We start from the raw sequence: 19868 nt of genomic DNA, 5'->3' as shown, positions 1-19868 counted from the left end.
CCTTCGTCCTGATCATTTTCGGGTCACTCCTCGTCTCTTCGGCATTCATCCAATAAATCATAGCCCTTCCTCCCGCGCATAGGCAGCAAGAAGGTCCGGAAAGTCATTTTCGGGTTTCGCTTTCAGCAGTGCACGTGTGGTGATTGCATCAATATGATGGTCCATCAAGGCAGCAGCCTTGTTCCGGTCGGCCGCGGCCAGGGCGGCAATGATCTCGTGATGCTCGGATACGGCACAGTCGGACGAATGCGGCCGTCCGTAGAGCGACAGGATGAGCGATGAACGCGAAACGAGTTCCGTGACATAGCGCAGCAACAGTTCGTTTCCGGTGAGCGAGGCAAGCAGCACATGAAATTCGCCGGCCAGCTGAATCGACGACGCGGCATTGTTGGCTTTGGCCATCTCTTCCGCGTCGACATGAGCTTCGAGCTGTTTGATCTTTTGCGGCGTCAGCTTGCCGATCAGCGTGTCGACCACCAGCGCTTCAAGCGCCCGCCGCACCTCGAATATATTGTGGCCTTCCTCCAGGCTCGGCTGCGCGACGCAGGCGCCCTTGTGCGGGCGCAATTCGACCAGGCCTTCGCCGTTCAGCCTTGCCAGCGCCTGCCTGACAATGGTGCGGCTGACGCCCAGCCGCTCGCCGATCGAATCCTCAGGCAGCTTTGTTCCCGCGGTCAGCGCCTGGTCGAGTATGACGCGCTTCAACGTGCGATAGACCGCGTCGGACTTGGATACGGCGGATTTCGGATTTTTATTGCGAATGTTGATTGTCATGACCGATCCTGAAATTCATATCCAAGCACACAAGAAGAAAAGCATCCGCAAAGCCGGAGTTTAGAGATGCAAACGGCCCGGCGTCGAGGGCCAATGCCGTCGGCTCGCGTGCCATCAAGGTTTATTCCAATCGTTGTGTGTCGTTTCTGGAGCCCTCATGCCATGAACATCCGATAGCTGGGAGGGAAAATCTCGGCGACCGTCGGATGTCGCCAGGTGCGTTGCGGATAACGCTGGACAAGCCGTTCGAACTGGGCCTGTGCGCGCTGGTGGGCTGCATCGAGATCGAAACCCGGAATGGTTCGGGCGCTCATCACGGTGCGCCCGTCAATGATGACCGTGTGCACATCGCGTCCGCTTGCGGACGTCGTCAGGCAGGCGATCGGATCGAGGACCTGTCCCAGATGGTTGCCGGACAGGTCGAACACGACGATGTCGGCGGCGGCTCCCGCCTGCAGACGTCCCAGGTCCGACCGGCCGAGCGCGTCGGCGCCGCCAATCGTTGCCGCGTCATAGAGATCGGCTGATTTCGGCGTCTCCAGATTGCCCGCCATGACGCGGCCGAGCATCAGGCCGACCTGCATGTTCTGCACCATGTCGGGTGGCCAGGTGTCCGTGCCCATGCCGATGCGCAGACCCTGGCCGCGAAGGCGGGCGAAATTGTCGAGCGCCGCGCCATGCCGCGCCATCACCAGCGGGCAATGCACCAATGTGGCACCCGAACCGGCGATGATTTCGAGATCATCGCCGTCGGCGTGGGTGCCATGCGGCAACAACGCTCTTTCGCTGAGAAAGCCGATGTCCTGGAGCCAGCGGGCGGATGTCGTGCCGAACCGGCGACGCACTGTCTCGATCTCGAATGAAGACTGGCAGCAATGCAGACGGACCGGCACGCCGAGGTCTCGCGCGGCATTGGCGGTCCTGCGCAACAGGTCGGCGGTCCAGAACTCGACACGGTCCGGTGCAAGCATGGTTCGCACCAATCCGCCGAAGCCCCCTTCGTGCTCCAGGCAAAAGGCAACGGCCCCGTCCAGACCCTCCGCGCCGCGCTCTTCGTCCACCTCGACGACGATGCCGCCATCCGCTTCGATGACGGAATGGCCGGCGCGAAAGGCAGGCCCGAGATAGACGCGAAGGCCCAACTCTGCGGCGCTTTCGGCGGCGGATGCGAATTCGTCCGATGTCTCGTTCCATGCACGATAAAACAGCGATGCGATCGGCAATGCAGTAGTGATGCCGTTGCGGATGAGTTGCGCGAAGGCATAGTGTTTTTGAAACGTCAGCTCCTCGCGCGCCAGCATTTCTACCGGCCCGGCTTCCACATAGTCGCGCGGCCAGACGCGGCCCTTCTTCCAGCCGGGTTGATGATCGAGGCCGAGCACGCCCGTATCCAGGTCCGAAAGCGCATCCAGATCGATGAAACCCGGGCCGATCAGCGCCCTGCCATGATCGATCCGCCGCTTTACAGGCCCGCCGTAGCGATGGCCGACGAAGACGATCCTGCCGTTCTCATGGACGACCTCGCCATTCTCCAGAAGGACATGGCGCCCGTCCCGGTGGCCGACAACCCATCGTGCGGTGAGCAGGACGGGTCCGTCGTCACGCTGGTTCGTCCGACGACTATGCGACATCGGGCAGATCTCCGGCCAGCGCACCGTCACGCACGAGCACGCGGCCGCCGCGGATGACCGTGCGCTTCCGTGGGGTCAGGGCCACGGCTTCCGCCAGGGTCCGCGCGCAAACCAGCACGACATCGCCGTGGCAACCGGGGGAAAGCCCATAATCCGTCAGGCCGATACCTTGCGCGCCGCCAAAGGTGCAAACGCGCGCCGTCTCTTCCAGATCGGCATCGTTGGTCATGCCGTTGCGCTGCGCAAGATATTTGGCCCGCTCCAGCATGTCGCCATTGCCCCATGGCTCCCAGGTGCCCTGGATGCCGTCGGAACCGGATGCCACGACGAGGCCGGACTGGCGCATCATGCGCAGCGGAACCGCCGGCGCGGATGGGCTGCCGACCGTCATGACGGCGATGTCTTCAGCCGCCAGCGCGTCGATCAACGTGTGCTGCCTATGCGTGTCCAGCATGCCGAGACAATAGGCATGGCTCACCATGACGCGGCCCTGAAGGGAGAGCGCCTTGGTCCGTTCGACGATCAGCTCAAGGCAGAAGGCGCCCAATTCTCCCGGTTCGTGCAGATGAATGTCGACCGGCTTGCCGTATCGATCCGCGAGCGCGAAGATTGCATCCAGGTGGCGAACCGGATCCCGCTCGATCGTTGCCGGGTCGATGCCGCCGACAATATCGGCCCCCGCCTTCAATGCGTCCTCCATCAGCGCCTGCGTGCCTTCGCGTCCCAGCATGCCGCTTTGCGGGAAGGCGACGACCTGCACGTCGACCAATCCCTTGAAGGCTTCGCGCGTTGCAACGACACCCTCGATGTTGGTAATGCCGATTTCCGTATCCACATCGACATGGCTGCGGATATGCGTCACGCCGAAAGCCAGCGTCTGCACGATCTGACGCGCCGATTGCCTGCGCGCATCGATGCCGAGTTCCCGCTTGGCCTTCCTGTCGGCCAGGATCCTGTCGTTGCGCGTGGGTCCCACACGGTTCTGAAACCAGTCCATGCCGACAAGCGTCTTATCGAGATGCGTGTGCGCCTCGACCAGGCCGGGCAGGGCAACCTGTCCAAGCCCGTCGATTTCATGCGCCGCTTTCCCGCTGGTTGCTTGCGCGAACCGACCGTCGCGAATGTAGAGGTCCGTGACAGCGCCGCCCAAGGGCCTGACATTGCGAATGAGAAGGTCTTCGGTCATCTGGGTCTCCCTGTTGCGCCCCGGAACTCGGCCTATGCCAGCCCGGCGCGTTCCATCATCAGATGGAAGGCTCCCTCGGCGCGATCCAGAATGGCGTCTTCATCGTGATCGACGAGGCGGCGTCCGCGCATGAGGACACGCCCGTCGACGATCGTCGTGTCAACATCCGCGCCGTTGGCGAAGCGTGCCAGCCGCTGCGCGGGGTGCGCCGGCGGCCACAGATGCGGCTGGCGCATGTTGACTAGGATGATGTCGGCGCGCTTGCCCGGTTCCAGCGAGCCGATTTCGTTCTCCATCGACAGGGCACGCGCGCCCTCGATGGTCGCCATCTCCAGCAATTGCATCGGCGGCAGGACCGCATCGTTCCTGAAGTGCCGGGCATGATAGCGGTGCGCCTGGAACATGTTGCGGAACATGTCGAAAGAGCGATCGGGCGCCGCCGCGTCGGTGCCGAGCGACACGGTGACACCCCTTTCCATCAGTTCCGTCGCCGGACAACGGCCCGAGACCGACATCAGAGCACTTGGATTATGCGCCACCTTGGCGTGGCTGCGTTTCAGCGCGGCGATGTCTGCCTCGGTCAGTTCGATGCAGTGCGCCAGCAGCGAATGCTCGTCGAACAGATCGAGCCGTTCCGCATTGGCGGCGATGGAACCGTCGCGATGGCCATCCTGGATGAACAGCACGTTTTTTGCGCGAGCAAGGTCGCGAGCATTGCGGGACAGATTGTATACCGTTTGTTCGTCAAGTTCGCGCCGAGTGAACACCGGGAGAGAGACCGCAATCCGCACGCGGCCATCGCGACCAGCCCAATCATCGATGATTTCCGCGCACACTGCCAACTGGGTTTCCGGCGAAATGGTGATTTCGACAGACGGAACGTATGCGTGGTCCCGATAGACATGGGACGAGGTCGGCCGGTTCGGCCCGACGGCGAGTATCTCGCGCACTCCCATTTCGGCGATGGCGGCAAGATGTGCCCGTGCTGCCCCCGGCGCCTCGGTGCGCATGATGTCCGGCCCGCCGCCAAACAGCAGGGCAGCGGTGGTCGTTCCGCATTTTATGCGCTCAAGGGCCGACAATGTGGCCTCGGCTGCCCAGAATTCCGTATCCGACGCCTCTGCATAGATACGCCCCGCGATAGTCATCCAGGCTTCGGAATCGTCTCCCAGGCCTTTGGTCAGCATGTGACCCGCATGCGCGTGCGTGTCGACGAGACCCGGCATGACAACCATTCCCGAAGCATCGATGCGCGCCACCTTCTGATCTGTGGCGGGGGCCGCGCCGTCGCTGGCGGTGACGATCCGGCCATCCTCCACCAGGACATGACCCCTCGAGAAAATCCGGCGCCCCGCATCCATGGTGACGATGACACCGTTTTCTATCAGCAAGGCCTGGGTCATTCGGAATCCCTTTTCGGAACGGTCACTTGAGCGGTTTTGCACATGAGAAACGAAATCGAACATGCCTGCCTTGATATTGTGCACAATGTGTGTACGATATCAATGGGGATAAATGGTATCCAATGTATCTGAAATTTCGTATACAAGTGGGAGAAGAAAATGAGAAAATGCGTTAGGGTCCTGCTCGCCGGACTTGCGATGGTGATGTCGGTGACAGCGCCTTCGCTTGCACAGACACTGCGCTGGTCATCGGCCGGCGACGTCATTTCGTACGATCCGAATGCCCAGGTCGACAGTTTTACCCAGAGCGTCCAGAACATGGTGTTCGACGGGCTGGTGCGCCGCAACAAGGAAATGGCTATCGAGCCTGCGCTTGCGACCTCCTGGGAGATCGTCTCGCCGACGCGCTGGCGCTTCAAGCTGCGGCAGGGCGTCAAGTTCCACGAAGGTCAACCCTTCAATGCCGACGATGTCGTCGCCACCATCCAACGTCAGATCGATCCCGGCGCGCGCAACCGAGAAAACCTCTCCGCCGTAACCGGCGTCGAGAAGGTCGACGACTACACGGTCGACCTGATCCTGCGCGGACCCTATCCGCTGCTCCTGAACGATCTCGTCGCCATCTACATGATGAGCAAGCCATGGATGGAGGAGCACAATGCCCTCAAGCCCGGCAATGCCTCAACGGGGGTCGTCACCTACGCCAGCAATCATGCCAATGGCACCGGCGCGTTCAAGCTGGTCAGCTACGAGCCGGACTCGCGCTCGGTCTTCGCCGTCAACAAGGAATGGTGGGACAAGCCGCAGCACAATCTGACGGGGGTGGAATTCCGCCCGATCGCTTCGAACGCCACGCGCGTCGCGGCGCTGCTTTCGGGCGAACTCGACATGATCGCGCCGGTCCCGTTGCAGGACATCGACCGGGTCGCCAACACCGCCGGCCTGAAGGTTGTCGAGAACCCGTCGCTGCGCGAGATCTTTCTCGGCTTCAGCTTCCGGCCGGAGCTTCATGCAGCGCCCGGCAAGCCCAATCCGCTGCTGAACGTGAAAGTGCGCCAGGCGCTTTGGCACGCGGTCGACCTGAACACGATCCAGAAGCGTTTGATGCGCGGAAAGTCGCGCACCTCCGGCACACTGGTCGCGCCACAGGTCACCGGCTACGATCAGTCGATCGACGTAGCGCTGGACTATGATGTCGCGAAGGCGAAATCCATGCTGGCGGAAGCCGGCTATCCCGACGGCTTCAAGGTTGGACTGGCCTGTTCCAACGACCGCTACATCGCCGACGAACAGATCTGCCTGGCAATCGCGTCGATGTGGGCCAAGATCGGCGTCGAGGCCGACGTGCACGTCGAAAGCAAGACGACCTATTTCCCTCGAATGGATAAGGGCGATCTCGATATCTATATGCTCGGATGGGCCTCGCTACCGCCGATGGATGGCTACAGCGTGCTGCAAGCCTTGCTGGCGACCAATGACGGCAATTATGGCGGCAGCAACCCCAACGGGCTTTCCAACGCCAAGATCGACGAATTGGCCCGTTCGGCATCGACCGAACTCGACGAGGCCAAGCGGGTGGATATGCTGAAGGCGGCCTTCAAGATCACGCATGATGAGGCCCTCTATCTGCCGCTGCACCAGCAGCCGGTCGCCTGGGCGATGAGCGACAAGGTCGACATGCCGCAATTCCCCGACGAGTATGTGCGTCCCTGGTTCGCGCATATGAACTAGGAAAATACGCCGGTAAGGCGTGCCCGCGCTTGCGAGGGAGCTTTCGCGGACACGCCTGACTCGGTTGGAGCGCCTGCTATCCGTGGTGGATCGCGAGCTGCTCCAGCGGTGGCGCAAGCCCCGCCTGTCTCGATCCGCGCTTCTTGAAAGGTTTTTCCTGATGATCCGGATTCTATCGGTGCGGCTGTTGCAGGCCATCCTCGTGATGGTTGCCGTAACCGCCATCGCCTTCATCATGTTCCGTTTCGTCGGCGATCCGGTCGCCACGATGGTGCGCGAAGGCGCGAGCCAGGCTGAGAAGGATGCCTTGCGCGTCGCTCTCGGACTCGACAGGCCACTTTTCGTACAGTTCCTCGAATTCGTCGGGCGCGCGCTTCATGGCGACCTCGGCACCAGCTTTCGCTACCAGGAGCCTGTCGTCAGCCTGCTGTTGACCAGGCTTCCCGCAACGCTGGAACTGGTCGTGGTCGCGACCCTCCTGTCGCTGTTCATCGGCATCCCGACGGGGGTTCTCTGCGCCCTGAAGCCGAACGGCTTTCTGTCGCGGCTGATCCAGTCGCTGACCCTCGTCGGGATATCCATGCCGACATTCGTCACCGGCCTGCTGCTCATCCTGATCTTCGCCGTCAGTCTGCGCTGGCTGCCGTCCTCGGGGCGTGGCGAGCTTGTCGATCTCGGCTTCTGGAAGACAGGCTTCCTGACGGCCTCCGGCCTCAAATCGCTGATCCTGCCTTCGATCACACTGGCGCTGTTCCAGTTGACGCTGATCATGCGCCTCGTGCGCTCCGAGATGATCGACGTGCTCTCTTCGGACTATGTCCGCTTCGCCTTCGCGCGCGGTCTGCCCCGCCGCTACATCTACGGCCGTCTGGCGCTGCGCAATGCCTTGATGCCGGTCGTGACCGTCACCGGGCTGCAGATCGGACAACTCATCGCCTTCGCCATTGTCACCGAAACCGTCTTTCAGTGGCCGGGCATGGGGCTGCTTTTCACCAACGCCGTCGGCTATCCGGACATCCCCGTCCTCGCGGCCTATCTGCTGTTCGTCGGCTTCCTGTTCGTCGTGATCAACATGGTCGTCGACATGCTCTACGCATTGATCGATCCGCGGCTGAGGACAAAATGATGGCAACGCAGGTATCTCTGTCGCGCAGGCTTCCTCCCATCTCGGTCATGATCGCTGGCTTGATCCTGGTGACCATGCTGGTGCTGGTGATCTTCGCTCCGTTGATTGCACCCATCGATCCGCGCGATGTCTCCTCATATTCGCTGATCGACATGGAAATCCCGCCCGTGTTCATGGACGGTGGCGATCCGCGCTTCCTGCTGGGCACCGACAATCAGGGACGCGATCTGGTCTCGGTCATCCTCTTCGGCCTGCGCATATCGATGCTGATCGGCGCCGGGGCGGTATTGTTGGCCGCTGCCATAGGCGTCACGCTGGGATCGATAGCCGGCTATTTCGGCGGTATCATCGACAGCATCGTGATGCGGATCGCCGATGTTCTGGTGAGCTTTCCGACGATCCTCGTCGCGCTTCTGATCAGCGGCATAGCCCGCGCGCAATTGAGCGCCGATACGGTCTCGAGCTGGGCCCCGGTCATCCTGATCTTCGCGATCGCCGTCAACGAATGGGTGCAATATGCCCGCACCGTGCGGGCCTCCAGCATGGTGGAAATCTCCCGCGACTATGTACGGGCCGCCAAGGTCATCGGTCTTCCGTCCCGCCGCATCATGATGCGGCACATCCTGCCCAACGTGATGAGCTCCGTCATGGTGATCGCCACCATCAATCTGGCGGGCGCGATCCTGACCGAGGCGACCCTCTCGTTCCTCGGCGCCGGCATGCCGGCCACTTATCCCTCGCTCGGCACGCTGATCCGCATCGGCAACGAGTTCCTGTTCTCGGGCCTGTGGTGGATCGCCGTTATGCCCGCCGTCGTGCTGGTCGTCCTGGTTCTGGCAGTCAACATAATCGGCGATTACCTGCGCGATCGCTTCAACCCCAAACTGATGGCGAACTGATGGAAAACACAACGCCACACGCACTCGATATCAGGAACCTGCGGGTCGAATATCCGCTTGCCAACGGCAGCATTCTCGCTGCCGTCGATGACATCGACCTGACGATCCGGCCCGGCGAGATACATGCACTGGTGGGAGAATCCGGTGCGGGAAAAACCACCGTCGGCAATGCGCTGATGGGCTTGTTGCAGGCTCCCGGCAGGATTGCTTCCGGCACCATCACCATAGCGGGCAAGCCGATCGACATCCGAACCGGTCGCACCAAGGGGATCATTCCAGGCCGTGACGTCGGCGCGATCTTTCAGGATCCCATGACAAGCCTGAACCCGCTTTTCACCGTGGAAAGCCAGTTGTGCGAAGGCATGCTGGCGCATCTGAAGATCGGGCGCCGCGAAGCCAGGGCCCGCGCGCTCGAATTGATGAGAGCCGTCGGCATTCCCGAGCCGGAACGCCGGCTGGGCAACTATCCGCATCAATTGTCGGGCGGCCAACGCCAGCGTGTCGTCATCGCCACCGCACTTGCCTGCGACCCAAGGCTGATCGTCGCCGACGAGCCGACGACGGCGCTCGACGTGTCGGTGCAAGCGCAAATCCTCAAGTTGATCCGCGAACTTGCCGATGATCGCCGCGTCGGCGTCCTGCTGGTTACCCACAATATGGGCGTGGTTGCGGAAATTGCCGACCGGGTCACGATCATGCAGAACGGTTGCGTGGTCGAGAGTGGATTGACACGCGATGTGCTGACGGCGCCCAAGGCGCCTTACGCGCGCACGCTGATCGCCGCCGTTCCGCCGATCGACATTCGCCTTGACCGTCTGCCGGTCCCAAGCGAGGAAACGAAGACGACACTGGAGGCGCGCGAAGCCGTGCGCTCCAAGAACACCGGCACCGCTGCGGGGAGCAACGGCGAAGCCGCGCTGACTGTACGCAATCTTTGCGTGGAATACGGCCAGCGCTCGTTCATCCCGGGCCGCAAGGCATCGGTCTTCAAGGCCGTGAAGGACGTCTCCTTCGAGGTGCGCCGCGGCGAAATCTTCGGGCTTGTCGGCGAGTCCGGTTGCGGCAAGACCACGGTCGCCAACACCATTGCCGGTCTCGTGACGCAGAGTTCGGGAACCATAGAGTTTCAGGGCACGGCATTGGCCGCCCGTCGCGACAAGACCGTGCGCCAGTCACTCCAGATGGTGTTCCAGGACCCGTATTCGGCCCTCAATCCAAGGCTGCGGATCAATTCGGCGATCGCGGAGCCAATCCTGTTCTACAAGCTTGCCTCCAGCGCGGCGGAAGCGCGGCTGGACGCCGAGACATTGCTCGAGGCGGTGGGCCTGCCGGCGCAGGCCGGCTCTCGGTTCGCCCATGCCTTTTCAGGCGGCCAGCGCCAGCGCATCGCGATTGCGAGGGCGCTCGGCCCCCGGCCATCGCTGCTGATCTGCGACGAGCCGACCTCGGCGCTCGACGTGTCGGTGCAGGCGCAAATTCTCAACCTGTTGAAGGACCTACGAGATCTTGCCGGGCTGTCGATGCTGTTCATCAGCCACGACCTCGCGGTGATACGGCAGATGTGCGACCGGGTCGCCGTGATGAAAGGCGGCGAGATCGTCGAACTCGCGGATACCGAAACATTGTTCTCCGCGCCCACTCACGAATACACGCGCGAACTCCTGCGCCTCGCGCCTTCGCTCGACCGCATCCTTTGCAGCGAAAAAAGAGAAGCGAGCCTGTGATGGCAGACATTCTGATCAGAAACGGCACCGTCATTGCTGTCGATCCCGATCGGCGGATCATTCCCGATGGCGCCGTAGCCATCGAGGGAGACCGCATCGTGGCCGTCGGCGCTTCGCAAGACGTGGCGCGGGACCATCCGGCGCGCGAGACGATCGACGCCCGCGGCATGGCCGTCATGCCAGGCTTCGTCGACAGCCACGCCCATGCCGGGCACGGGCTGATCAAGACGATGGGCGGCGGCCGCAGCGACCTCTGGTACAGGGCATGCCAAGGTGCCTATACGGTGGGTTCGACGCCGGAATTCTGGCATGCGGAGGCGCAGCTTGCCGCGCTGGAACGCCTGCGTTTCGGCGTGACGACCGGCGTGTCCTTGCTGGGCGGCGGCGATTCGGTCATGCGCACCGACGATCCGGCCTATGGCAACGCCCATATGGAAGGCGTGCTTGGCATCGGCACGCGCTCAGTGGTCGCCGTCGGCACCACGCGCCCGCCGCACCCCCTGACTTATGCACGTTGGAAGGGCGCCAGCCGTACCGATTATCCGGTGTCGTTCGACCAGCAGCTTGCCACCTCGCAAAAGCTGGCCGACCGCTGGCACGGCACCCACGAGGATCGTCTGCATCTCGCCCTGCTGACGCCGACCGTGCATCAGGAACATCTTGATGGTCCCGGGGCAGGGGACGCCATCGCGCAATCGCGCAAGGTCAGGCAGATCGCCGAACAGCGCGGCCTGATCTTCACCCAGGATGGTCATACCAAGGGCAGCGTGAAGATCGCCGGGGAGATCGGCATTCTGGGGCCGCGCACACTGCTGTCGCATGCGACCGCCCTGACTGACGAAGAAATAGCGATCTGCGCCGAAACCGGCACGAGCATCGTGCACAATCCGAGCGCCGTGGCCGCCATTCTCGCGCGCTGCCCGGTCACGGAACTTCTCGACGCTGGCGTCGTGGTGGCCATCGGCTCCGATGCGACCGCGCCGGACCGCTCCGCGGACATGTTCCGTCACATGCAGCAATGCATGCACTATCATCGCACTCATTTCCACGATCCGAGCTGGCTTCCGCCGGGCAAGGCCCTGGAGATGTGCACCATCGACGGTGCGCGTGTCCTGGGCCTCGACCATCAGGTCGGATCGCTGGAGCCCGGCAAGAAGGCCGACGTCATTCTTGTCGACCTGCGGCGCCCGCATCTCTACCCGGCCAACATGCCGGAATTCCGTGTCACCTATTTTGCCAACGGCAACGACGTCCACACCGTGCTGGTCGGCGGACGCGTGCTGTTGCGCGACCGCAAGCCGGTTCATGTCGATCAGGATGCCGTGCTCGATGCTGCGCAACGGGAGACGGAACTGATGATTGAGCGGCTGGGCTTGCGCGATCTGCTCAGGACCCCGGACCGGTTCTGGCGGCACAGCCGCGACACGGATCTGATCGAATAGGCTTCAATATCGAGACAGGCCACCGGTGATGCGGAACGGCAGCGATGCACGTTCGGCCGGGCGGCGGCTTCAGGAATTTTTCCCATGGTACGCATCGGCATCATCAATCCCAATTCGTCCGCGTCGATGACGGGATCCATCGCCGTCGCGGCGCGGCGAACCGCGCAGGCGGGCACCGAAATCATCGCCATGCAGAACGACAGCGGCCCGGCTTCTATCGAAGGCGCGATCGATGGCGCGAAGGCGGTCCCAGGTCTTCTCGACCGTATCGAAGGGGCCGAGCGCAGTGACGCCGTGGACGCCTATATCATCGCCTGCTTCGACGATACCGGACTCGACGCCGCGCGGATGCTGACGCGCAAGCCGGTCATCGGCATAGGCGAGGCTGCCGCCCGTGTCGCCAGCATCGTGGCGAGGCGCTTCACGGTGATTACCACCTTGCCGGTTTCCGTTCCCATTCTCGAGGACAATCTGGTTCGCTACGGCCTTTCGCCATTCGCCACCGTGCGGGCGAGCGGCATTCCCGTCCTGGCGCTGGAAGCTAATGGCGAGGCGGCCTTGTCGATCATCAGCGAAGAAATCCAGGAGGCGCTGCGGGTCGATCGCGCCGACGCCATCGTGCTTGGCTGCGCCGGTATGTCGGATATGGCGCGGCGACTGGCCAGCCTTCACGGTGTCCCGGTCGTCGAAGGGGTGTCGGCGGCTGTCAGGCTCGCGGAATTGCTCGTCGGCCTGGAACTTCATCCCAGGCAGGATGCTTTCGCCACCTCTCGGCGGAGCATGACGGCTTCGCTCGCCGCAGCAACCCGCTCGGCTTCCACGCACAGCGTGTCGGGGGGCTGATGCCGATGGTCAAGCGCAGACTTTTGCTGGGCGTCATCGTCGCCTGCATTCCATTGATAGCGTTGGGGCAGAACATGAATGAGACAAGGCTTCACTCGGCTGCGGCAAATGACGATGTCTCCATGATCAAGATGCTTGTTTCCGAGGGGGCCCGGATCGACGCGCGCGACGAGAACGGCCGCACGGCTCTTCTCGTCGCGACCCACGGCAACAAGGTCAGCGCTGCCAGGACTCTCATCGAGGCTGGCGCGGACGTCAACGCCAAGGACGATATCCAGGATAGTCCATATCTCTACGCCGGCGCACGCGGGCATCTCGAAATCCTGAAGATGACGCTTGCGCACGGCGCCGACCTCAAGAGCACCAATCGCTATGGCGGCACCGCGCTCATTCCGGCCGCCGAACGCGGACATGTCGAGACCGTCGGCGCGCTGATCGATGCCGGTATTGATGTCGATCACGTCAACAAGCTCGGCTGGACCGCGTTGCTGGAGGCCATCATCCTCGGCGATGGCGGGCAGCGTCATGTCGAGATCGTGAGGCGGCTGATCGAGGCCGGCGCCAACGTCAATCTCGCCGACAAGGACGGGGCGACACCGCTGCGGCACGCGCGCAGGAACGGCTATGCGCAGATGATAACCCTGCTGGTGCAAGCGGGCGCCAGATGAACAGCGCGAAAATGTCGATGACCGCGCAACCTGCAACCGACAGGCAATGGACCCTGCTTGCCCTCGTCGTGCTAATCGGGATCAACCTGCGTCCCTTCCTGACGGCCCCGGGACCGATATTGGCTGATATCGTGGCCGACACCGGGATGGGCTATGGCAGCCTGGCCATGCTGACGCTGTTGCCGATGCTGCTGATGGGCCTCGGTGCGTTCGTTGCACCGGGCATCCAGGCGGCCGTCGGAACGCGCCGGGGCCTGCTCGCGGCGCTAATGGTGCTGACAGCGGGCTCGCTGCTCAGGCTTGTCGTGCCCGGCGGCCTGTCGTTGATCCTGACGGCGGCACTTTGCGGGGCGGGGGTGGCCTTCATCCAGGCCGCGTTTCCGGGGATCATCAAGGCAAAGTTCCCGACCAGCACACCCGCCGTGACCGGCCTCTATTCCTGCATGATCATGGGCGGTGGGGCGCTTGGCGCACGTCTGGCGCCCCTGCTCGTCAACAACGGATACGACTGGCGGGCAGCCCTTGCCTGGCTCGCGGCTCCCGCCGCCATCGCGCTGTGCGCCGCATTCCGCGTCCTGTCCGACGCCAAGGCTTCAAGACCCGATCGCGCCTTGACCGGTTTTCTGCTTCGCCGTCCACGGACCTGGGTCCTGATGGCGGCCTTCGGCCTGGTCAACTCCGGTTATTCCTCTATGGTCGCCTGGCTTGCGCCCTACTACCAGGCGCAAGGATGGAGCAGTGCCGCCAGCGGCAATCTTGTGGCCGTGATGGCCATTTGCCAGGCGGCTTCGGCCCTGGTGCTGCCTGTCCTGGCGCGCCGGGGCATCGACCGCCGTCCCTGGCTCTGGCTGACCCTGCTGCTGCAGGCTGCGGGCTTTGCCGGACTTGCGGTTTTTCCCGCACTGTCGCCCGTTCTGTGGGTGGGGATATGCGGGGCCGGTCTTGGCGGAAGCTTCTCGCTTGCAATCGTCACGGCGCTCGATCATCTGCCGCGCCCGGAGCAGGCGGGCGCGCTGGCTGCGCTGATGCAGGGCGGCGGTTTTCTGATCGCCGCGCTTGGTCCATTCGCCACCGCGCTCCTGCATGGCTGGAGCGGGAGCTTCAGCAGCGGATGGATCATGCATCTCGGCTGCGTGACCGTCACAGCGTTTCTCTATCTGCACTTCAACCCAAAACGGTACGCCGACGTCATGAGGGGCTCGGAACAAGAGCAGTGCGAAATGGTAGTTTAACGAAGCGGAATGCAAGTTCTGAACTCAATGACGACGTACGTCTCCGCGGGGTGAGTAGCAGGCGCTTGCGCCGCATCTCGGCCGTGGAGATCGGCTCTGCCGGATCATCGGGGCCGGGCTGGCGCAGACGACGATATACCTCCTGCAGCTCATCGTCGCCGGCTATGCGCTGTCCAAGCGCCCGCCGGTCGCGCGCTCTGTACTTCCCCTCCTCGGCCGACAGTTCTCCATCCGCCAAATCGCAATTGGGGTTGCAGGCGCCCAGACAACAGCCGGGCCGATAAAGTCACACGCCATCGTTGCGAAACTACACAAACATCATCACGATGATCGCTCCGATAACTATCAGGACAAGCCCACCGATAAGCATCGGCAGCAGAGTGTTGTCCGGGTCGATATCAGAATCAATGTCCTTTGTGACCTGTTGATCATTCTTCTTTGGTTCAGCCATGGCCCATCTCACATCCGAGCAAAAACAGCGCGCGTCGAAGCCGCGCAACATTATACGGTCTTGCGTGTCGCCCCGGTGCGAACGGGTGGTATCTGACCGCCGAGGAAGTCTTCGGGCATCAGTGTGATGTCGGCGAGCGTGTAGCGGTCAAGGACGTTCAGGAAGGAGGCTGTCGCTTCGTCAAACATGCCTGAAAGCTTGCAGGAGGCGGTTAGCACACATCGGTTTCCGGTCGCGAAACATTCGACCAGCGCGAAATCCGGCTCGGTTAACCGCACGACATCGCCAATCCGGATCATCTCAGGCCGGCGCCCGAGAATGAGACCACCGGAACGGCCGCGGATTGCCTTCATATAGCCGCCACGGGTCAGGGTGTTGGCGACCTTGTTCAGATGCGTCTTCGACACGTTGAAGGTGCGGGCAACCTCCTCGATCGTTATAAGCCGGCTACCGGCGGCGGCAGTGTACATCAGCATCCGCAATGCATAATCCGAAAAGCTGGTCAGCCGCATGAATCACGGCTCCCTGTCGATCGCTGTGCATTGTAGGAACCACTCACAAACCGGTCGTGCATCACAAGTCTCTCTCGACGATAGGTTCGATGCCGATCGTGGTCTCGCCGCGGTTGAAGGCGATCGCGAGACGGAAACTGTGAGCAATTCGCAGCGCGCGATCCATAAAAAGCGTCGCCACCTCGGCCGGGCAAATGCGACGCACCGTTGTCCGAAACAATATTAGCCAGCGACGGAAATGCGCCGCGCCGAGGCCAGCTATGACCAGGTGCGGCGGCAGTGGCCTGCCGTCGTATCGGGATGTCCGAAGTAGAGTAGCGGACCAGAAGTCACACATCTTCGCCAGATGCTGCGGCCATTTATCTGGCTCGATCCGATCGTGGAAAATGGGACCGAGAAGGTCATCACGGCGAATTTCGTCATAAAACCCGTGGACTACACCGCGGATCATTGCCTCGTCGAGTATGTTGGGCAATGGCACGCCGTCGACCACGATTGTTCTCTTGCTTCGACCGTTCGCGGTCATTCCGAAGCTCCTGTTTTCTCCGACGCAAGCTGGCTGAAGCCTTGGTTCGCTCTTCGATGTGATCCTCTATATAAGATATATTATCAATCTATCTTATTGCGTGGCAAGACGCCGTGATGCCGCACCAGAAATGGGTCCGTCCGACCAAGCGGCGAATGACGAGCCCTGAATCCTAGGCATTTCCGAACTGCCTGGACATCACCCCAGGCCCGAGGCCGGAAGTATCTAAATTGGCGGGGAATTCCCGATGTGGCTCAGTTTCGAGAGTCGCCAGCGCCTCATCAGATGACCGTGCCAGCCGGAGTCGCTCCCGAACCTGAAGTGTGATCTACGACAACGGCAAATCCTTCACGACGGAAATCCTGGCGTCCTCAATTCGCACTCCACTCCATGTCAAACAGGCGGCGATCGCAGGCGCGGATGTCGCGACCGTACCACCAGCGATACTCAGAAACCTCGCCAGACATCCACTCACCGACAAGGGCCTCAAGTCGTTTCTTGCCGACTGGGGAAAGACTGGGCAGGCGATCTTGTAGTTGTGCGCAGTGGAATCGCGGAGGGAAAGCCATCATGAAAACTGCACTCAACTATCGATTAAATTCGTTTGCATGATGTCCGCGAGAGCGGGAGACTGCGGTCTGAGCCACTCAGCCCAGTACATGACGCAGTCGGAATGTCGGCGCGGATAATGCTGAGAATCTGAAGGCGCACTAGCCAGGCAGAAGGTACCCCGAAGCAGTGTGCCGCTTCGCCGCACGAGCGGTTTTGACACGGATCGCCAAGGACGAGAATATGGCTGAAGCTGATACCAAATCAAACGGACCGGATCTGGTCCAGGGGATCGCGCTGTCCGACCTTCCCGATGGCGGAAAGCTTGTCGGCCATTGCGGCGACGAGCAGGTGTTGCTGGTGCGCCGCGGGGCCGAGATCTTCGCCATCGGCGCGACATGCACACATTACGGCGGGCCGCTCGGTGACGGTCTTGTGGTGTCGGATTCCATTCGATGTCCGTGGCACCACGCTTGCTTCGATCTGCGCACAGGCGAAGCCTTGCGAGCGCCTGCCTTCAATCCACTCGCTTGCTGGTCGGTGGAACAGCGCGATGGGCGGATATTCGTGGGCGAGAAACTCAAACGGACGGCGCCGAAGCCGCGCGGCGGAAGCGCGGGCGGGGTCCCCGAGAAAGTCGTCATTGTCGGCGGCGGCGCGGCCGGTTTCGCGGCGGCCGAAATGCTGCGGCGAGAGCAGTACCAGGGCAGCATCGTCATGATCAGCGACGACCATGCGCCGCCCGTCGACCGGCCGAATCTCTCCAAGGACTACCTCGCAGGGAAAGCTCCGGAGGATTGGATTCCGCTGCGCGGCCAGAAATTCTATTCAAAAAACAACATCGACCTGCGTCTCGATACGAAGGCCGTCGATATCGACCTGCGTTCTCGCGAGGTCATTCTGGCTGACGGAAGCAGGATTCCTTACGATAGACTGCTACTTGCCACGGGGGCCGAACCGGTGCGCCTCTCCATCCCCGGCGCGGATCAGCCACATGTTCACACGCTGCGCTCGCTTGCAGATTGCAAGGTGATCATCGAGCGAGCCACGACTGCGCGCCGCGCCATCGTGCTTGGCGCCAGTTTCATTGGCTTGGAAGTTGCCGCAGCGCTGCGCGCGCGCAATATCGACGTTCATGTCGTGGCGCCGGATAAACGACCCATGGAACGGGCCCTCGGTCCGCAAATGGGTGACTTCATCCGCGCACTCCATGAGGAGCATGGAGTCGTGTTCCATCTCGAGGACACCGCGAGCAGCATCGACGGCAACAAAGTGAAACTAAGCAGTGGCAACATGTTGACGGCGGATTTCGTCGTCGCCGGCGTCGGCGTGCGTCCGCGGACCGGGCTTGCCGAAAGGGCGGGGCTCACTCTTGACCGCGGCGTCGCCGTAAATGCCTTTCTGGAGACGAGCGCACCGGACATATTCGCGGCCGGCGACATTGCGCGGTGGCCGGATCCTCACACTGGCGAGAACATTCGGGTCGAGCATTGGGTGGTTGCAGAGAGGCAGGGGCAAACCGCGGCCCTGAACATCCTCGGCCATCGCGAGAAATTCGCGGCCGTGCCGTTCTTCTGGAGCCAGCACTACGACGTTCCCATCAACTATGTCGGCCATGCCGGGCAATGGGACGAGATTGCTGTCGATGGAGACATCGGTGCCAGGGACTGCCTGCTGCGCTTCAAGCGCGAAGGGCGCACGCTGGCTGTCGCTTCGATCTTCCGTGACATCGAAAGTCTAGGGGCGGAGATGGAAATGGAGCGCCAAATGGCAAGGTAGCAAGCGCTCTTGGGCACCGCGATCCGTAGAGAGCGCAACCCGGATGGCGCAGCGGTGCGTCGCTGTGACTGAAAGGAGTTCGACTTATGTCCACAGTGCAACAGGAACCGAGCACCACCAACGGATTGGACGCGGTTCATTCAAAGATCGTCAAGTTCGCTACCGGTGTGGCCAGGGAAGCGTCCGATGAGGCGCCGACCTCGGTCGAAATCTTTTCGGACAGGGGCCGCTGGTACTGCAGGGTCCGTCGCGGCGATGAAAAGACTCGGCCAATGGGTCCCTATTCCAAACAACAGGCTGAGCGGATCCAAGAGGCTCGGAGACTGTTGATTGCCAAAAGAGGCACCGCTCGGATCATGTTCGAGTAGGGAGGACATTCACAATCACGTCGGCCGGCGTACTTCTCACCACAACCATCGTTCATCATCGACTTTTTTGAAACTGTGCAGGTAGACCTCCGGCTTTGAGGGTTGTCGCGTTGTGAAGCCGCGTTGCGCGGCAGGGTGTCTGTTGACGTTTTCCCCTTGGCCAAGCCGGCATCGTCGCAGCGTCGCCAGAGGGCGCCTCTTCTGGCAATTTTCATCGTTCCACCCACCTGGTAGCCTGATCCTCCAGGCAGGACGGCCTGTCTTCGTCGCCTCGACCAACCAGGAAATTTCCGCAACAAGGTTCTTGTCGGATGGAAGGATACGCGTGAAGCCAAGCGTGCGATTACCGATGCCGTGCCCCTTTTTCAAATGGCTCAGGAGGTTGGTATAATCACGATCGAGGATGCCGCGACCGATGAAACCTGGAATAGCCTGAACGATGCGTCGCCTTCCATTCGAGCCACGGCGTAAGGGCGAAGGCTGACGTGTCTCCGGAAAGATCTGATGGTGGATCAATCGCTGATATGGCCGATGCGATGCATGCGGATCTGACCATATCCGGCGCCTGAGGCTACAGCAGGTTCAGGGAGTGGATCTTTGGCGGTGCTACCCGCTCGCGGCTTGAGAATGATCGACTGAACCGGTCATGCCGATTTGATCGTGATACACAAATCGTGGATGCACATTGTCAAAAGCTGAAATTCCGCGCGGCTCGAGCGCTCCGGGTTGACCTGACAAGGCTGTCAGGCAGGCATCGGATGAGCATGCACTCGTTACTCGCCTTCCGTGGCGATCAACATCCAATTGCGCTTTGTTGACGGGGTGTCACAGGCGAACGTCCACGTATCGATCACCTCAACGATCTGCTGGGGATCGCCGGCGACGATCGCATCGTTGGCCGAGCGTGTAACGCTGACCACGTCGGAAACGAAGCGAACGGCAATCTCAGCGGTGCCGTTCTCCGCAAGAGCGTCGACGACCTTTGCTTCCTTCGTGCCAATGAAGGTGAGTTGCAGCATCTCCC

The 19868-nt window shown here is 61.9% G+C and carries 17 protein-coding genes and 1 pseudogene; 10 read left to right on the top strand and 8 right to left on the bottom strand.

What is annotated here, in order from left to right; all coding sequences use genetic code 11:
* Positions 1-57: 57 nt before the first annotated feature.
* From FJ973_RS29420 to FJ973_RS29405, 4 genes are all read right to left on the bottom strand, one after another.
* Positions 58-774, bottom strand: coding sequence for a GntR family transcriptional regulator (locus FJ973_RS29420; protein ID WP_140500714.1), 717 nt, complete (start codon positions 772-774; stop codon positions 58-60).
* Between the two features lie 155 nt (positions 775-929).
* A complete protein-coding gene (locus FJ973_RS29415; RefSeq protein WP_140558788.1) occupies positions 930-2405 on the bottom strand; it encodes an amidohydrolase family protein in 1476 nt (491 codons plus the stop codon).
* A complete protein-coding gene (locus FJ973_RS29410; RefSeq protein WP_140558787.1) occupies positions 2395-3591 on the bottom strand; it encodes an amidohydrolase in 1197 nt (398 codons plus the stop codon). The genes FJ973_RS29415 and FJ973_RS29410 overlap by 11 nt, the downstream gene beginning before the upstream one ends.
* A 32-nt stretch (positions 3592-3623) precedes the next feature.
* A complete protein-coding gene (locus FJ973_RS29405) occupies positions 3624-4994 on the bottom strand; it encodes an amidohydrolase family protein (RefSeq protein WP_140558786.1) in 1371 nt (456 codons plus the stop codon).
* 159 nt (positions 4995-5153) lie between these two features.
* Here FJ973_RS29405 and FJ973_RS29400 point away from each other — a divergent pair, with 159 nt between their 5' ends.
* The 8 genes from FJ973_RS29400 to FJ973_RS29365 all read left to right on the top strand — a co-directional run bounded on the left by FJ973_RS29400 (position 5154) and on the right by FJ973_RS29365 (position 14659).
* The gene (locus FJ973_RS29400) at positions 5154-6725 is read left to right on the top strand and encodes an ABC transporter substrate-binding protein (RefSeq protein ID WP_140500710.1); all 1572 of its coding nucleotides are present in this window, start codon (positions 5154-5156) and stop codon (positions 6723-6725) included.
* 160 nt (positions 6726-6885) lie between these two features.
* Positions 6886-7851, top strand: a complete 966-nt coding sequence (locus FJ973_RS29395; RefSeq protein ID WP_140500709.1) for an ABC transporter permease — start codon at positions 6886-6888, stop codon at positions 7849-7851.
* Positions 7851-8750 (top strand): ABC transporter permease, encoded by a 900-nt coding sequence (locus FJ973_RS29390; protein ID WP_140518197.1) that lies wholly within the window; start codon positions 7851-7853, stop codon positions 8748-8750. The genes FJ973_RS29395 and FJ973_RS29390 overlap by 1 nt, the downstream gene beginning before the upstream one ends.
* The gene (locus FJ973_RS29385; RefSeq protein ID WP_140558785.1) at positions 8750-10474 is read left to right on the top strand and encodes an ABC transporter ATP-binding protein; all 1725 of its coding nucleotides are present in this window, start codon (positions 8750-8752) and stop codon (positions 10472-10474) included. The genes FJ973_RS29390 and FJ973_RS29385 overlap by 1 nt, the downstream gene beginning before the upstream one ends.
* On the top strand, positions 10474-11916 hold the full coding sequence (locus FJ973_RS29380) for an amidohydrolase family protein (RefSeq protein WP_140558784.1): 1443 nt from the start codon (positions 10474-10476) through the stop codon (positions 11914-11916). Before FJ973_RS29385 ends, FJ973_RS29380 begins: the two co-directional genes overlap by 1 nt.
* Positions 11917-12000: 84 nt before the next feature.
* Positions 12001-12759 (top strand): aspartate/glutamate racemase family protein, encoded by a 759-nt coding sequence (locus FJ973_RS29375; RefSeq protein WP_140558783.1) that lies wholly within the window; start codon positions 12001-12003, stop codon positions 12757-12759.
* Positions 12760-12764: 5 nt separating this feature from the next.
* Positions 12765-13427: an ankyrin repeat domain-containing protein gene (locus FJ973_RS29370; RefSeq protein ID WP_140558782.1), complete on the top strand. Its 663-nt coding sequence runs from the start codon at positions 12765-12767 to the stop codon at positions 13425-13427.
* A gap of 17 nt (positions 13428-13444) precedes the next feature.
* Complete coding sequence (locus FJ973_RS29365; protein WP_140525746.1) at positions 13445-14659, top strand: cyanate transporter; 1215 nt, start codon at positions 13445-13447, stop codon at positions 14657-14659.
* 307 nt (positions 14660-14966) lie between these two features.
* Here the strand turns inward: FJ973_RS29365 and FJ973_RS31075 are convergent, their stop codons facing one another.
* The 3 genes from FJ973_RS31075 to FJ973_RS29355 form a co-directional block, all read right to left on the bottom strand.
* Complete coding sequence (locus tag FJ973_RS31075; protein ID WP_181165452.1) at positions 14967-15110, bottom strand: hypothetical protein; 144 nt, start codon at positions 15108-15110, stop codon at positions 14967-14969.
* Positions 15111-15160: 50 nt separating this feature from the next.
* The gene (locus FJ973_RS29360) at positions 15161-15622 is read right to left on the bottom strand and encodes an Rrf2 family transcriptional regulator (protein WP_140518192.1); all 462 of its coding nucleotides are present in this window, start codon (positions 15620-15622) and stop codon (positions 15161-15163) included.
* Between the two features lie 61 nt (positions 15623-15683).
* On the bottom strand, positions 15684-16148 hold the full coding sequence (locus FJ973_RS29355) for a group III truncated hemoglobin (RefSeq protein WP_140500702.1): 465 nt from the start codon (positions 16146-16148) through the stop codon (positions 15684-15686).
* Between the two features lie 326 nt (positions 16149-16474).
* Between FJ973_RS29355 and FJ973_RS29350 the strand changes: the two are divergent.
* Positions 16475-16684: pseudogene (locus FJ973_RS29350) on the top strand (transaldolase family protein); the annotation flags it as partial.
* A gap of 256 nt (positions 16685-16940) precedes the next feature.
* A complete protein-coding gene (locus FJ973_RS29345) occupies positions 16941-18476 on the top strand; it encodes an FAD-dependent oxidoreductase (protein ID WP_140558781.1) in 1536 nt (511 codons plus the stop codon).
* 1141 nt (positions 18477-19617) lie between these two features.
* Here FJ973_RS29345 and FJ973_RS29340 read toward each other — a convergent pair.
* Positions 19618-19868 (bottom strand): TIM44-like domain-containing protein (locus tag FJ973_RS29340; RefSeq protein ID WP_181170984.1); only part of this gene is annotated, 251 nt, incomplete at its 5' end.

Source organism: Mesorhizobium sp. B2-1-3 (assembly GCF_006442495.1).
Taxonomy (GTDB): Bacteria; Pseudomonadota; Alphaproteobacteria; order Rhizobiales; family Rhizobiaceae; genus Mesorhizobium.
This window is presented reverse-complemented; position numbering and strand designations above follow the sequence as displayed.